We start from the raw sequence: 15,190 nt of genomic DNA on the forward strand, positions 1-15,190 counted from the left end.
CAACTACGAGCCTCTCTGTGCAGCTAGGCGAACCCTAACTCGCAACGCCTACGAACACGTATTGAGGGTTCCGTCATTTCGGTAGGCAACAGTCTCGTCGAGAACCAGCGGACCGCCAATCAGCACATTAGTCCAACCTTCCATGCCGGTCAGCGCTGAGCCTATGGACTTAGGCAGGCAGGACTTTTTAGCCAGCAGCATTGGCGCGCCGTTGTAGCCTGCAGCAACGGCACCGCTCAATCCGTCGGGGAAGCTCTTGCCGTTGGCAATGAACTGGCGCTGCGCACCATTTGGCCAGAAGGCCTTGGCGATGACAGCACTGGTGTCATAACGCGTTTCTCCGCCGTAGCGAGCGATCCTGGCATTCGGAAGCGCTCTGCGGATCTCGTTTTCCGCATTTCTGGAAATTGCCAGTGGCCCGCCAGCCAAGTACACGGTGGAGGGATTCAGGCGCTTGAGCTGCTTCAAGATGGTGCTTGGCACGTACTTCTTGCTGCTCAGCAGCAACGGAGCCTTGCGGTCTGCCGCGACAGCTGCCATGGACAGGGCATCAGGGAACGAGCGTCCAGATGCCACAAACACGTTCTTGGCAGAAGACCAGTTCGTAGCAATCTCTGCGCTGGTTCCATAGCGCGTGTTTCCTGCTTCTCGGGATACCGGTGCATACTTCTTCAGCTGCGTGAACGTCTTGCTGCTGACGGCGGTCGGGCCACCTGCAATGATGATGCGGGACGGATTGAGCCGCTTGATTTCCGCAGCCACTGCGCTCGGCAGATAGGCCTGCTTGGTCAGCAACAGCGGGGCATTGTGGCGGTTGGCCAGCGAGGTAACTGATAGTGCGTCAGCGAAGTGCTCGCCGGAAGCCACGACAACAGTCTTGGCCCCGTAGGGGAAGGTGCGCTTGGAGATCGCAACAGGCGTTCCATAGCGGTTGGCGCCAGACATGCGTGATGGGCCCAAGCGGGTCGGCCAGACATCCATATTGCCAAAGTAGCTGGTTGTCAGCTTGTACTGCGTGCTGCGGCGGTTCTTCGCAAAGTCGCGCAGCGACGTCAGATCGCCGTTCCACACGTTGGCATCCACATTCTTCGTTGACCCCAACAAATTGGAGTTGGAAGAATACTGCCAGACATTGAACGTGGTCCAGCCTTCAGGAAGTTCGCGGGGATTCTTCGCAACGTCAGCGGTGGGGAAGATCGAGACATGCAGTGGCCAGGACTTGAACGCTACGGAATCACCCGTGCACTCATCCCACCACGACTGGGCCGTGTAGATCATCGGCAGGCGACCGGTCTTGGCCTTGACAGTATTGCCGAAGTCCTTGATCCAGGTAACCAATTGGGAAGGCGTCATGCCGTAGCACATATCGCCCTTGCCCTGCGGATAAGCGGTCTTGTTGTACGGGTTCCACTCGATATCCAGCAGTGGGGGCATGGTGTACCCGTCATTGGTCCAACCACCACCGTTAGCCATGAATTCCCTGGCCTGAACAGCACCGGAAGAATGGGCAGGCATGGCGAAATGGTACGCACCGCGAATCAGGCCGGCATTGCGCGACTTGGTGTAGTTCTGGCTGAACTTAGGGTCCTTGTACAAGGAAGAAGGCCACGACTGGGTGGCCTTGATGTAGGCGAAACGTGCCCCGTTTGCCTTGGCAGTGGACCAGTTCACGTCGCCTTGATGGCGGGAAACATCGATCCCAAGGGTGCCCGGTGGACGCCAGGTCCGCAACTCATCAAGGGAAGCCGGCGCGCCCACCTGGAACGGAACTGAAGTCGCAGAATCATTTGAAGACAGCTTCGCGAGATCCGCTAGCTCATCCATGGTAGGGATCGTCGCGTCACCGGTTTCGGCAATTCGCTTGGCACCCTGGCCCAGCTGGGCATCGAGGTGCTCGAGCTCCATTTCGGCCAGCGCCTTGTCGGCTAGCTGTACGCGTTCTTTCTTGGAAAGATCATCGTCTTTGGACAGTGCCTTGGAAATTTCTTCAGCTGCTGGAGTGGCAATCGCAGCCGGCGCACTTGGTGCTGGCGCCTCGGACTCAACTTCGCTGGTGCTGGTCCCAGTGGCCTCGGCCTCGCGAGACGGCGTAGACGATGGTTCCGGCGCATCAGCCACGGTAGCAGTGGGCGAGGGAGACTGAACAGTTTGAGCGGAGGGCTCTTCTGTTGGCGAGGCGAACCCCGGACCAGCAGAAAGCGGGATGGAAAGTGCGGCTATAACCGCAATTGATAGAGCTTTGGATCGTCGCGTCCGGATAGCCGGCATGGATTCCCCTGAATAATCGAGTGCAAGTGAAATGGCGAAAGCCTTTGCTAGTATATCTACCCGATGTTTCCCGGCAAGATTCCGGGAATTAATATCGCCGCCGATGCCAAGGGAAATCTAAAACTGCGGAATTGCTTAATCGGCCAATTCCACCGGTTTTATGGTCTTTGGAACCAACAGCCAGGCAACCACTCCGACCAGGCCCACGACAGCCGAAATGTTGAAGGCTAATTGGAAGCTGATCATGTCGGCCATGGCCCCGGCCAGCAGCGGGCCGATGATGGAGCCTAGATCGGTGCACATCTGGAATCCGGCCAGTGCCTTGCCGCCGTTGCGGCCGGAACCAATCACGTCAGCCACGGACGCTTGCTGTGCTGGGCCCAGCAGCCCGCCGCCAATGCCTGCCAGGACCGAGAAGACGATGAAGCCAACCAGGGAGGTCGAATACCCCATCGCGCCAATGGACACGAGCAGGACACTCATGCCAAGGACCACGGGGATCTTGCGTCCAATGCTGTCTGTCAGGCGACCGGAGAACACCAGCGCGCAACCATTGCCGATGGCAAACACCGTCATGGAGATTCCGGCGGCCGTGGCACCCATGGTTTGGCCGAACACGGCCAAGGCGAAAAGCGGGATCATGCTGTTGCGCACGCCGAACGCCAGCCAGCCGTAGCTGAACCCGGAGAACAATGCCGCCCGGTAGGCGGGGGAGACGAGCGCCTCGCGGGTGGTCACCACTTCAATATCGGAATGCCTTGATCGCGGGTTTGCCGCATCTGCATCCAGATCGCGGCGACGGCCCAAGGCCATGTAGACCACGCCTGCGGCAATGACCAGGGCGGTGCCGTAAATCAAGAACGGAATACGCATGCCAAGCGGGGCAAGCAAGGTTCCAAGAACCGGGCCGAAGACGTTGCCCAAGAGGAACGAGCCGGCGTACAAGCCCGAGATGCGTCCACGGGATTTCTCCGGAGCCAGGCGCGCAATTAATGCCATGGCTGAAATGGTGAACATGGTCGACCCGAACCCGCCCAGTCCACGAGCAATCAATAGCTGCGTATAGTCCTGGACCACAGCGCAAAGCAAAGTCGATACCGCAACCAGCAAAACACCGGTGACGTAGATCTTGGGCTCGCCGAGCTTGCCTACCAGGACACCTGCTACCGGTGCGAAAATCAATCGGGTAAAGGCGAAAATGCTGACAATAATAGTGGCGGCCGCGTTGCCGACATCAAAGCTCACCGCATACTGGGGCAAGATGGGGGCGATGAGCCCGAAACCCAATGCGATGATGAATGCCGCAACCAGCAATACGCTGATCTCTTGGGGGATGGGCGCCTTGGCAGCACGGGTGGTTTTCAATGCCATATCAATTGAACAGATGGTTCTGCCGCTCAGCGAGCAGTAACCCTCAGCCTTTCTGGAACGACGAACGGGGCTAAGCAACCCACCTGCCAGTCTAGCCTTGAATGCAAAATGCGCTGATGCTGGTGCTGCCTGCCATATGATCCCTAAATCGTTGGAGATATGAGACGATTTAGAGCGTGTCTGATTCGCTTATATTAACCATCATCATTGTCGCGGTTGTTGCCGTGGTGGCCATTGGCGTCATTGCCTTCGTCACCAAGGGCCGCAAGCCCAAGACTCCGTATACGTCAGAGCGCGATGCAGACGACTTGCCAGCTGGCCAGAGTGCTGAGGGCGATACTGATGCCGCAGCGGACACTGCCGGTGCAAGCGATGCGCCTGTCGCGGTCCAAGAGCCTGCCGCACCTGCTGCGCCACAGCTCGATGTTCCAGAACCAGTGCAGGGCCGTCTGGCCCGGTTGCGTGCGCGACTGACCAAATCCAACAGCATGTTCTCCAAGGGCCTGTTGGCCCTGCTCAGCCAAGACTCGATTGACGAGGATGTCTGGGAAGAGATTGAAGAAAACCTGCTGATGGCAGACCTGGGTACCGAGCCTGCACTTGAGCTTGTTGACGCACTGCGTGAACGAGTGAAGATTGAAGGCAGCAAGGACCCGGCTCGCGTCAAGGCAATGCTCCGCGAGGAACTGCTCAAGCTGGTGGATCCTAGCTTGGACCGCAGCTACCTGCCTGAACCGCATCCGGACCGCCCAAGCATCATCATGGTGGTCGGTGTCAACGGTGTTGGCAAGACCACCACCATCGGCAAATTGGCGCGAGTACTCGTTGCGGAAGACAAGGACGTCCTGCTGGGCGCTGCCGATACCTTCCGTGCGGCCGCCGCCGAGCAGCTGGCTACCTGGGGCGACCGCGTGGGCGTGCCTACCGTGCGTTCCGAGATCGATGGCGCCGACCCGGCCTCCGTTGCCTTTGAAGCCGTTTCCGCGGGCATCGAGCAGGAAGTCGACATTGTCATGATCGACACTGCCGGCCGCCTGCAGAACAAGGTCGGCCTGATGGACGAGCTGGGCAAGATCAAGCGCGTGGTCGAGAAGAAGGCCACCATTGACGAAGTCCTGCTGGTCCTCGATGCGACTACCGGGCAGAACGGCCTGCAGCAGGCCAAGGTCTTCTCCGAGGTTGTCAACGTCTCGGGCATCGTGCTGACCAAGCTCGACGGCACTGCCAAGGGCGGCATCGTCGTGGCTATCCAGCGTCAGCTCGGTGTTCCGGTGAAGCTGGTGGGATTGGGCGAGGGCCCGGATGATCTCGCGCCTTTCAACCCGGAAGAGTTCGTGGACGCACTGCTCGAAGGCTAATCGATAATTCCATCTTTTCTTGATCTCCCCGTCGCTTGAAATGGCGGGGAGATCTTGTTTAAGCGGGCACTGCGCATCTGCAATTCCTGCACAGAGCGGTTTTGTTCCTGTTGGCCCATGGGGCGCACACAGGGGTTGGGATCAAGGAAATCTTGCAGTGATGTCAGTCACACCACCCGATTATGGGTCCGAAACTTTCCTTGGAGCCCCCGCGGAGAAGATCTAGTCAGCGAGCGAATGGAGCTTTCCCTGCGCCTTCTGGCCGCAGGTCGCCCAAGGAAGCAGTGGCCAGCGCTACAGAAAACGTCCAGACTACTTGGGTAAAGATGTTTTCTGGGGAAGTGTGTCCCATCAATCTTTACGCACTGCATGAGGGATACTCCGGTTGGTTCTGGATGCCCCCGTGCGGCCAGACCAGCCGGTAAAGGATCCATCCAGAAGTGTCGTCGAACCAAGACCTGCCCATACCAGTCAAGCAGGACCCTAAGCCCAGGGCTTTCCGCATGGACATCCAGGGCCTGCGCGCCATCGCCGTAGGTGTCGTTGTGCTGTACCACTTCTGGGGGCACTATCTGCCCGGCGGCTTCGTCGGAGTCGACGTGTTCTTCGTGATCTCGGGATTCCTGATCACTTCGCATCTACTCGCCAAGCCGCCGAAGAACATTGGCGATGTCGTCAATTTCTGGATGAGGCGGGTCAAGCGGCTGATCCCCGCCTCCTTCTTGGTGATCCTGGCCAGCGTCTTGGGCATCTGGTTCTTCGCACCGTCCACGGTGTGGCAGGACTGGGGGCTGCAAGCGATGGCCGCGACGTTCTACTTCCAGAACTGGTACCTGGCACTGACCAAGGTCGATTACCTTGCCGAAGGCGAAGCTCCAAGCCCCTTCCAGCATTTCTGGTCCCTGTCTGCAGAAGAGCAGTTCTATTTCGTATGGCCAATTCTGATCGGCGTGCTGATCTTCGCCGCAATCAAGTCCGGAATCAAGCCGGCAACCGCCGCGTTGGCCGGAATCAGCGCCGTCTTCTTGATTTCCTTCGGATACTCGCTATCCGCAACCGCGACTGAACCGGGCAGCGCGTACTTCTCGACCTTTACCCGAGTCTGGGAATTCTCGGCAGGCGCCCTGGTGGCGGCTTTGGGAACGCGTGCGCATGCGGCCAAGAAGGATGCGATGAGCTTGATCGGGTCGTGGGGCGGAGTCCTTGCCATCGCATTCAGCGCGGTGGCCTTTACCGGGCAGATGCCGTTCCCCGGATACATCGCAGCGATTCCCGTATTCGGCACCGCACTGATCCTGCTCTGCCATTCCACGCATAAGTACTCGCCGAACATGTTCTTGAGCAGCAAGCCGTTCCAGTTCTTCGGTGACAATTCCTATGCCATCTACCTCTGGCATTGGCCGCTATTGATCCTGATGCCGTTCATGGTGGATGACTTCAAATGGCCCCAGAAGATCATTGCCTTGGCCTTGACGCTGGTTTTGGCTGTTTTGACGCAGAAGCTTGTCGAGGTTCGATTCCGTAAGTTCATTGACGCCTCGGTACTGCTCACGGCGCCACGCTTCCTTGCCACGGGCAGCCTCGTCTTGGCTTTGGTTGCCGGAGCTTTCTACCTCAACACCGAACGCATTATCAATGACGCCCAAGACGTCGACAAGGCCTTGGCCCAGGTCGAAAAGGAGCTGGGCGAAGACTGCTTCGGTGCCGCGTCGCTCAGTGAATCATGCGGTGAAGCAGTGAATATCGAGACGGCCTACCAGCCGGTGGCTCCCGCCCCGGTAGTTGCGAAGACCGACAAGCCGGTTGTCTACAAGGATGATTGCTTCGCCAGCCAGGACGCCGACTACAAGGACCGCCCGGTATGCAACTACGGTGATGGCAAGATCAAGGTAGCACTGGTTGGAAACTCGCATGCAGGCCAGTGGATTCCTGCCTTGGAACCGATGGCGAAGAAGAATGGCTGGAGTATTGATACCTATCTGGCCAGCCGTTGCGCCGTCATGGGCGAACCCCAGGTCTTTGACTCCGAGGCACGGGAAAAGGGCTGCGCTGACTATGGCAGCTGGGTGACCAAGCAGATCGAAAAGGAAGACTATGATCTGGTGATCAGCTCCAACCGCCAGTCCCTTCCGGTTTCCGGATACCAAATGGAAAACACCGCTGAGCCTGCCCAGCAGGCCTACGAAAAGATTCTCCAGGACTGGGCCGGCACCGGCGCCGCTGTAGCGGTCATCCGGGATACGTCCTTCCCGGGGGAGACCGTGGAGAATGTACCTGACTGCGTGGCCTCCAGCGATGGCGAATTCAGCGAATGCAGTGGCGAGGCGAAGCAATGGATCCCGATGGATCCGCAAGCCGACGCCGTGAAGGCCCTGGACAAGCCGAATATTATTGATGTCGACATGAATGACCAGCTGTGCGAGGACGGACGCTGCTTTGCGGTAGTCGGTGGCATCGTGGCCTATTGGGACCACTCGCACCTGACCGAAACCTTTGCCGAGTCCCTGTCCCAGACCCTGGAATCCCGGCTGAAGAAGGAACTGGATTCGAAGGAACTGTTCCCGGCAGCATAGGGCTTTGCGGCACCTTGCTCGATAGGCTCTGGCTTCAACGCATTAATTGCGTTGGGGCCAGAGCCTATTTCTGTTTCCTAATGCCCGTGACTGCCCCGGGAGCATCGCGGCCCGGGCGAAATGCGGAAACGCTTGGCTCATCGGGCAGCCAGAATCGCCAGGGGAACTGCGGACCGCCGGCTATCCCCGCGACGCCAACGCGGGGTCCAGTGCGCAAAGCTTCCGGGAGACCAGGGGCAGCATGGAGGGTAAAGGGTGCAGCGAACAGATCCAGCCCGTCATGTTCCAGTCTTGTGAGGCCCAATGCGGTGGCCAAGTTCCCCGGTCCACGGGCCAGCTGGATTTCCGCGATGGGATTGCGGGCGTAGCGGACGGGCCGCTTCTCCAGTCTTCGTGCGTGGGCCAGGTCGGCGCCGGAAATAATTTCGCCAGAACGTATCAGCACCCCCGACGCAGCTCCTGGTGGTGAGCAGACGAAATTCAGGGCGTAGTGCATTCCATAGGTGAAGTACACGTACGCGTGCCCGGGTTCCAGGAACATGGACGCGTTGCGTTCGGTTTTCCTGTCCTTCGAGTGGCTGCCCGGGTCATAGGGCCCTGCGGTTCCCAGGCCCATGTACGCTTCGGTTTCGGTGATGCGCACGCTGACCGGTCCGTCAATGGAATCCACGGTGAGCGTGGCCCCGAGCAACCGGGGCGCAACGTCCAAGGCATCGGGCAAGAAGAAAGATCGGTCCATGCTTCCAGTGTGCCTGCTCCATCTAAATTGTCCCCGGCCCCTGTAAGGATCATGGGTACTTGAAACTTGGGGGTTCAAGCAACTCGCACTCGTGAAATGGGGAATGAGCATGAAAAGGTTCTTAGCAACTGCAACCGCACTGGCCGGAATTCTATCGATGGCTGCCTGCGGGGTATCGGCAGAAGAGTTCGAGGCTGCGCAAGCCTCGAGCGCAGCCATAGCTGCTGAAAAGGACGCACTGCAAGCCCAGCTGGCAGAAACCGAAACGCAATTGGCCCTGGCCAACGAAGAAGCAGCAGAGCTTCGCGCAGCCGAGGAAGAACGCGCAGCGGCCGCAGAAGCCCAGAAGGCACGCAAGGCGAAGGAAAAGAAAGACAGGGAAGCTGAGGCCGCGGCGGAAAAAGCCAAGGCCAACAAGGCCAAGAAGGTCACCAAGCGGGCGCTGGCGCAAATCGTGAAGCAACCGGACTCGCACATCGATGAGAACGTGATTCTCTACGGCCTGGTCACCCAGTTCGACTCCGCGACCGGTCCCTGCACCTTCCGTGCCGAGCTGAGCCACGCGCGGGTGGGCAAATACGACTACGAGCACAATTCGATGTTCACTGCCGGTGACGGCCTGGAGGACTGCGAGGCGCTGGATGACATCGTGGCAGAGGACATTGTCCAAATCACCGCTACGGTGACCGGATCCCTGAGCTACGACACGACCATCGGCGGATCCACTACGGTGCCGAAGTTCCAGGTCGTGAAGATCAAGCGGCTATAGCCGCTGCCGGCGTCCACCTTGCCAGCCCGGCATCAGCAGAAAGCACTTTCTGCTGATGCCGGGCTGTTCTTTTGACCGTCGGCCAGCAGTACCGTGAACTGTTCGAAACGGCGGCGAAACATTGCCGAGAAGCAAACGTTACCCCCGGCAGGAACTTGATACACAGCGGAAACGAAGCAGCTAGTGTTCGGAAACATCGGGCGCGTTAGATAGTCATAACACCACCGATACACCGAATACCTTGAGGGGAAGTGATCCAGATGGAGTTGGATGTAGCCAGCTTATGGATCCTGATAGCTGCCGCACTCGTATTGCTGATGACACCGGCACTGGGACTTTTCTACGGCGGCATGACTCGCGCCACCGGCGTGGTGAACATGATGCTGATGAGTTTCTCCGCCGCGGCGATCACCGCCGTTGTCTGGGTGCTCTGGGGCTACTCGTTCTCCGCCGGGGAACCAGCCATCGCCGGAATCGTCGGCAATCCAATCAGCGACTTTGCCATGCACAATACCGAGCAGTCCGAGCTGCTCGCCGCCGGATTCGCCGGTACCTTCGCCATGATCTCGGTAGCCATCATCTCCGGAGCCATCGCCGACCGTGCCCGCTTTGCGCCATGGCTGTTCTTCGTCCCGCTGTGGGTCACCCTGGTGTACGCACCGGTGGCCTTCTGGGTCTGGGGTGGAGGCTTGCTCTCCGCAGACGGATTCCTGGGCAGCATCTTCGGCGAAGCCATTGACTTCGCCGGCGGCGCAGTGGTCCACACCAACGCAGGTATCGCAGCCCTGGTCCTGGCCCTGAAGCTGGGCCAGCGCCACAACTTCCACGATCGTCCGCAGCCGCACAACACCCCGCTGGTCATGCTCGGTGCCGGCCTGCTGTGGTTCGGCTGGTTCGGTTTCAACGCCGGTGCGGCAACCACCGTAGAGCAGGCCGGCCTCATCTGGGTCAACACCCTGGCAGCTCCGGGTGCGGCCGTCCTTGGCTGGATCCTGGTTGAGAAGCTTCGCGGTTCCCGCCCCAGCTCGCTGGGTGTCGCCTCCGGCCTGGTGGCCGGCCTGGTCGCCATCACTCCTTCTTGCGCAGATGTGGCCCCGTGGGCCGCGATGCTGCTGGGCGTCCTGGCTGGAGCCGGTGCAGCCTGGGCAGTGAACCTGAAATGGAAGCTGGGCTACGACGACTCGCTGGATGTTGTCGGCGTGCACCTGGTCGCCGGCTTGATCGGAACCCTGTTCCTTGGCTTCTTCGCCCTGCCAACCGAGGAAAGCGCTGGCGGACTGTTCTACGGCGGCGGCGTCGCCCAGCTGATCGCCCAGGCAGCCACCCTGATTGTGGTCATGGTCTTCTCCGCGGTGATGACCTGGGTCATCGCCACGGTCATTGGAAAGTTCAGCCCATGGCGTGTCGCGGCAGATATCGAAATTGCCGGGATCGACGAGGCGGAGCACAACGAAAATGGATACCAGCTGGTTTCCAAGTAAGGAGCGGAATCTGGAAAATAACGCAACACAAGCACGAGGGGCAGGGCGTTTCTGAAACGTCCTACCAGGACCGCCGGTGGGCCATGCAGCCACCGGCGGTCCTGGCGTGTTCACGCCCGGTGGCGGGCACATGTGTAAATCATGGGAATCGCCTAGTTCGCTGGCATCAGCGGTGCACCGGCCCCTAGCGTGGCATTCACCAGCCGATTATTCCCAAGCAGCTAGGAGAGTGCCATGGCCAGCGAACCACAACAGCAAGCAAGCCCGGGAGGGGAACCGGTCTTGTCCGGCCCCGGCCAGGACAGCGAATTCCTGACCACCAACCAGGGAGCTCCCGTCAGCGATACCGACCACTCGCTGAAAGCCGGAGAGCGCGGGCCCACCTTGCTGCAGGATCACCACCTGCGCGAGAAGATCATGCATTTCGACCACGAGCGGATTCCGGAGCGCGTGGTCCACGCCCGCGGGGCTGGCGCCCACGGCTCCTTCATCAGCTACGGCAACGCCTCCGAACTGTGCCGGGCCGATTTCCTCAAGCCGGGAAAGCAGACCCGGGTCTTCGTGCGGTTCTCCACCGTGGTCGGTTCCCGCGGCTCGATGGACACGGCCCGCGATACCCGCGGCTTTGCCACGAAGTTCTATACCGAAGAGGGCATTTTTGACCTGGTGGGCAACAACATCCCGGTGTTCTTCATCCAGGATGGCATCAAGTTCCCGGATCTGGTCCATGCCGCGAAGCCGCACCCGGATACCGAGATCCCGCAGGCGCAATCGGCCCACGATACCTTCTGGGATTTCGTCTCCCTGCATACCCCTGCCCAGGCCCACGTGATGTGGCAGATGAGCGACCGCGCGATACCCCGCTCGCTGCGCATGATGGAGGGCTTCGGCGTGCACACCTTCCGCATGGTCAACGAGGCGGGCAAAGCGTCACTGGTGAAGTTCCATTGGAAGCCCAAGCTCGGCGTGCACTCGCTGGCCTGGGAAGAGTCCCAGCTGGCAGCCGGCGCGGATCCGGACTTCCACCGCCGCGATCTGGCCGAAGCCATTGATGCCGGAGCCTACCCCGAATGGGAACTGGGCGTGCAGATTTTCCCCGACGACGGTTCGGGGGTCTTCGAGGGCATCGACCTGCTGGATCCGACGAAATTCGTGCCAGAAGAACTGGCCCCGGTCCAGCCGCTGGGCAAGATGGTGCTGGACCGCAACCCGGAGAACTACTTCGCGCAGACCGAGCAGGTGGCCTTCCACCCCGGGCATCTGGTGCCGGGCATCGATATCAGCGACGACCCGCTGCTGCAGGCGCGGCTCTTCTCCTACCTGGACACCCAGCTGACCCGCTTGGGCGGACCGAACTTCGCGCAGATCCCGATCAACTCGCCGGACTCGCCGGTCAACGACATGTTCCGCGACGGTTTCCACCAGCACCGGGTGCCCAAGGGCATCGCGCCGTACAAGCCGAACTCGCTGGATGGCGGCTGCCCGTACATGTCGCAGGTTCTTTCCGGCCAGCAGCCTCCGCTGGACTTCCCGCAGCCTGTGGCCTCCGGGAAGAAGGTGCGTTCCGAGCCGGCCAGTTTCTCGGACCACTACAGCCAGGCCCGCTTGTTCTACATCAGCCTCTCGGCCGTGGAGCGCGCCCATGTGCAGCAGGCCTACTCCTTTGAGCTGGGCAAGTGCACCGATACGGCGATCCGCCAGCGGCAGGTGGAATGCCTGGCGAAGATCGATACCCAGCTGGCCGCCGGGGTGGCCCAGGCACTGGGCCTGCCGGCACCGGCCGCAGTGCAGCTGGATGACCCGGTGGCCAGCCCCGCGCTGTCCCAGATCGGAAAAGCCTGGCCAGTGGACGGGCGCAAGATCGGGGTGGTGTTCAACAGCGGAAACCACCAGCACGTGCCGGCAATAGCCCAGGCGCTGGCCGAACGGGGCATGTCCCCGCTGCTCGTTTCGGCCTCCGGCGGCGAGGTGGCCCCGGACCTGCCCATTGACCGCACCTACCTGACGGCGCGCTCCATCGAATTCGATGCGCTGGTGCTCATCGGCCCGTTGCCGCCGGCCCCGGACGCCGCGGTTGCGCTGGATGCCAAGGCCGGCGCCTTGGGGGCAGGCGGGGTTCCCGTCGACCCGCGCGTGGCGTTGCTGGTCGCGGAGGCCTACCGGCACAACAAGGCCATCATCACCCTGGACGGGCTCTCCGATGGCCTGCTGCAAGCGGTCGGCCTGGAGGATGATGCGCCGGGCATCGCGCTGGTGGAACTTTCGGCGGTGGCCGAAAGCGCGGAGCAGCTGCTGTCCACCCACCGCGCGTGGGAGCGTTTCCCGGTCGCCGAGTAGCAGCGTGGCCCAGCTGGCCTAGCAGGTGGCGCGGCAGGTGCATGATTCGATTTGCCTGCCGCGCCGGCCTGGCCCAGCAGCAGGGCCGGCGGCAATCAACTGGCACAGATAGCTGATGAAGAGAGGTGCAAGATGCCTTCAGGAACCGATAGCCATGCCGGGAACGGGAACGCGGCCGAAACCGCTGCCAAAGCCCGGCATGCTCCTGGACCCGATGCCGAATCCAAACCCGATTCCCCGCCGGATATGCACTCCAGGTCATGGAAATACGCGGCCAAGCGCTCCATCAGGGAATTCTCCCGGAAGAAATGCACGGACATGGCGGCCTCGCTGACCTATTTCGCGATGCTCTCCATTTTCCCGGCCCTGCTGGCGGTAGTCTCCCTGCTCGGAGTTGCCGGCCAGGCGGAGAACATGACCCGCAACATCCTCTCGCTGATCCAGGAACTGGCCAGCAAGGAAGTGGTCGAAACCCTGCGCCAGCCCATCGAGCAGCTGGCCTCGGCCCCGTCGGCAGGCCTGGCGCTGATTGCCGGTCTGCTCGGTGCGCTATGGAGCGCCTCGGGGTATGTCGGGGCGTTCGGACGGGCAATGAACCAGATCTACGAGGTGGCCGAAGGCCGGCCGTTCTACAAGCTGCGCCCGCTGATGCTGCTGCTGACACTGGTGCTTCTTGTGGCCGTGTCCGTGCTGGGGATGCTGCTGATTGTCTCCGGTCCGCTGGCCCAGGCGCTGGGCAACGCCATGGGGCTGGGCGAGGGCGCGGTGGCGATATGGAATATCGCCAAATGGCCGGTGATCGTGCTGTGCGCGATTGTGCTGGTGGCCGTGCTCTACTACGGGGCTCCCAATGTGAAGCAACCGAAGTTCCGCTGGATCAGCCTCGGCTCGGCCATCGCGCTGCTCGTGCTGGCGGTAGCGACCGTCGGCTTCTTCTTCTACGTTTCGAACTTCGGCAACTACAACAAGACCTACGGCGCCATCGGCGGGGTCATCGTGCTGCTGCTGTGGCTGTGGATCGCCAACCTGTCGCTGCTGTTCGGCGCGGTCTTCGACGCGGAAGCCGAGCGCGGGCGCCAGCTGCAGGCGGGGATTGCCGCCGAGCGCTCGGTCCAGCTTCCGCCGCGGGATACCAAGGCCAGCATGAAGCAGGAGGAAAAAGAAGAGCAGGACATCAGCGACGGGCGGCAGCTGCGTTTCGCCAGCGAGCTGGACGCCGAAGAGCAAGCGGATCCGGATTCCAGGCGGAACCCGGAAAGCTGAGCAGGAGCCGAAGTTGGCCATCGCCTGGGCGCCCCTTGGCGCGGGCCGGCACCTCGGTAGCGTGTGAAACGAACAGATCATTCCAAGACAAAGGAGCTCATCATGGCCAACGACGAAGCAAGCAAAGTCATCAGCATCATCAAGGACCTGCGGATCGCCATGGTCACAACCCACAGCGCTGGACGGCTGGCCAGCCGCCCCCTGACGCTGATTGAAGCCACCGACGAAGGAGAGCTCTGGTTCTTCTCTGCCGCCGACGCCGGGATTGTCCAGGAAATCCGGGCCCAGGGACTGGTCAATGCCGCGTTCAGCGGATCCAAGGCGTGGGTGTCGGTCAGCGGCCACGCCGAGGTGGTGCTCGATGTCGCCAAGAAGAAGGAACTGTGGAACGCCGCGGTGGAGACCTTCGCCAGCGAAGGCCCGGAATCTGCGCAGACTGTGCTGCTGCGCATCGATGCCGACTCCGCTGAATACTGGGAGAACCCCGGCGGGGCAGCGAGCCTGGTGGCCGGCTGGGTGAAGCAGAAGCTCACCGGAAAACCTGCCGAGCCCGGGGACTCGAATAGCGTCGAACTCTAGGACGCCGAAAACCGCCAACGGCCGCTGCTCCGAATTCCCGGAGCAGCGGCCGTATTGCTGTGCACATTACCTAGCGCAGAGCTATGCCCCATGGATACGCATCCATGGGGCATAGCTGGTGGTGCGGTTTAGGACAGGTCGTCCTTGACATCCTTGGCGGCGTCCTTGACGTGTTCTCCTGCTTGCTTTGCCTTGGCGGCGGCCTGGTCCTTCACGCCTTCGGCTTGCAGGCGCTCATTATCAGTGGCATCGCCGTAGGCCTCCTTGGCCTTGCCAGATGCTTCCTGGGCCTTGTTCTGGATCTTGTCTCCAATTCCCATGATTCTTACCTCCTGTGTGGATCTGGTTACTTACAATTTGAACTATAGGGCAGATTGCAAATCGGGGTCCCGAAGCTGAAAGTTTGCTTGCGGCCAACTTTGCAGATCATCACAGTGCCGCCGTCGCGGCGG

At 61.0% G+C, this 15,190-nt stretch carries 11 protein-coding genes; 7 read left to right on the top strand and 4 right to left on the bottom strand.

Going from position 1 to position 15,190, the window contains the following annotated elements:
- Window positions 1-48: 48 nt before the first annotated feature.
- Together ACWICV_RS01715 and ACWICV_RS01720 are read right to left on the bottom strand one after the other, a co-directional pair.
- Entirely contained in the window at window positions 49-2,118 is a 2,070-nt protein-coding gene (locus ACWICV_RS01715; protein ID WP_454090844.1) for a cell wall-binding repeat-containing protein, read from the bottom strand.
- Between the two features lie 285 nt (window positions 2,119-2,403).
- A complete protein-coding gene (locus ACWICV_RS01720; protein ID WP_133833473.1) occupies window positions 2,404-3,639 on the bottom strand; it encodes an MFS transporter in 1,236 nt (411 codons plus the stop codon).
- Window positions 3,640-3,815: 176 nt separating this feature from the next.
- On the opposite strand from ACWICV_RS01720, the gene ftsY reads away from it, so the two are divergent.
- Window positions 3,816-4,997, top strand: coding sequence for a signal recognition particle-docking protein FtsY (ftsY, locus tag ACWICV_RS01725; protein ID WP_454090843.1), 1,182 nt, complete (start codon window positions 3,816-3,818; stop codon window positions 4,995-4,997).
- A gap of 440 nt (window positions 4,998-5,437) precedes the next feature.
- Window positions 5,438-7,570, top strand: a complete 2,133-nt coding sequence (locus tag ACWICV_RS01730) for an acyltransferase family protein (RefSeq protein WP_454090842.1) — start codon at window positions 5,438-5,440, stop codon at window positions 7,568-7,570.
- A 64-nt stretch (window positions 7,571-7,634) separates the two neighbouring features.
- Here ACWICV_RS01730 and ACWICV_RS01735 read toward each other — a convergent pair whose 3' ends face one another.
- The gene (locus ACWICV_RS01735) at window positions 7,635-8,309 is read right to left on the bottom strand and encodes a DNA-3-methyladenine glycosylase (RefSeq protein WP_454090841.1); all 675 of its coding nucleotides are present in this window, start codon (window positions 8,307-8,309) and stop codon (window positions 7,635-7,637) included.
- Window positions 8,310-8,418: 109 nt separating this feature from the next.
- On the opposite strand from ACWICV_RS01735, the gene ACWICV_RS01740 reads away from it, so the two are divergent.
- The 5 genes from ACWICV_RS01740 to ACWICV_RS01760 all read left to right on the top strand — a co-directional run bounded on the left by ACWICV_RS01740 (window position 8,419) and on the right by ACWICV_RS01760 (window position 14,738).
- Window positions 8,419-9,078, top strand: a complete 660-nt coding sequence (locus ACWICV_RS01740; protein ID WP_454090840.1) for a hypothetical protein — start codon at window positions 8,419-8,421, stop codon at window positions 9,076-9,078.
- Between the two features lie 260 nt (window positions 9,079-9,338).
- A complete protein-coding gene (locus ACWICV_RS01745; protein ID WP_105657853.1) occupies window positions 9,339-10,559 on the top strand; it encodes an ammonium transporter in 1,221 nt (406 codons plus the stop codon).
- Window positions 10,560-10,793: 234 nt separating this feature from the next.
- A complete protein-coding gene (locus ACWICV_RS01750) occupies window positions 10,794-12,896 on the top strand; it encodes a catalase (RefSeq protein ID WP_454090839.1) in 2,103 nt (700 codons plus the stop codon).
- Window positions 12,897-13,028: 132 nt separating this feature from the next.
- Complete coding sequence (locus ACWICV_RS01755; protein ID WP_332727418.1) at window positions 13,029-14,159, top strand: YihY/virulence factor BrkB family protein; 1,131 nt, start codon at window positions 13,029-13,031, stop codon at window positions 14,157-14,159.
- A gap of 102 nt (window positions 14,160-14,261) precedes the next feature.
- Entirely contained in the window at window positions 14,262-14,738 is a 477-nt protein-coding gene (locus ACWICV_RS01760; RefSeq protein ID WP_400288865.1) for a pyridoxamine 5'-phosphate oxidase family protein, read from the top strand.
- Between the two features lie 128 nt (window positions 14,739-14,866).
- On the opposite strand, the gene ACWICV_RS01765 is transcribed toward ACWICV_RS01760, so the two are convergent.
- Window positions 14,867-15,058, bottom strand: a complete 192-nt coding sequence (locus tag ACWICV_RS01765; RefSeq protein WP_105657701.1) for a CsbD family protein — start codon at window positions 15,056-15,058, stop codon at window positions 14,867-14,869.
- Window positions 15,059-15,190: the final 132 nt, after the last annotated feature.

The organism is Glutamicibacter sp. NPDC055354 (genome assembly GCF_053644955.1).

What these genes read in the sequence shown, in the direction of transcription:
- ACWICV_RS01745 (WP_105657853.1), top strand. Translation starts at nt 9,339, where the DNA reads ATGGAGTTGGATGTAGCCAGCTTATGGATCCTGATAGCTGCCGCACTC.
- ACWICV_RS01740 (WP_454090840.1), top strand. Translation starts at nt 8,419, where the DNA reads ATGAAAAGGTTCTTAGCAACTGCAACCGCACTGGCCGGAATTCTATCG.
- ACWICV_RS01755 (WP_332727418.1), top strand. Translation starts at nt 13,029, where the DNA reads ATGCCTTCAGGAACCGATAGCCATGCCGGGAACGGGAACGCGGCCGAA.
- ACWICV_RS01720 (WP_133833473.1), bottom strand. Translation starts at nt 3,639, where the DNA reads ATGGCATTGAAAACCACCCGTGCTGCCAAGGCGCCCATCCCCCAAGAG.
- ACWICV_RS01760 (WP_400288865.1), top strand. Translation starts at nt 14,262, where the DNA reads ATGGCCAACGACGAAGCAAGCAAAGTCATCAGCATCATCAAGGACCTG.
- ACWICV_RS01735 (WP_454090841.1), bottom strand. Translation starts at nt 8,309, where the DNA reads ATGGACCGATCTTTCTTCTTGCCCGATGCCTTGGACGTTGCGCCCCGG.
- ACWICV_RS01750 (WP_454090839.1), top strand. Translation starts at nt 10,794, where the DNA reads ATGGCCAGCGAACCACAACAGCAAGCAAGCCCGGGAGGGGAACCGGTC.
- ACWICV_RS01765 (WP_105657701.1), bottom strand. Translation starts at nt 15,058, where the DNA reads ATGGGAATTGGAGACAAGATCCAGAACAAGGCCCAGGAAGCATCTGGC.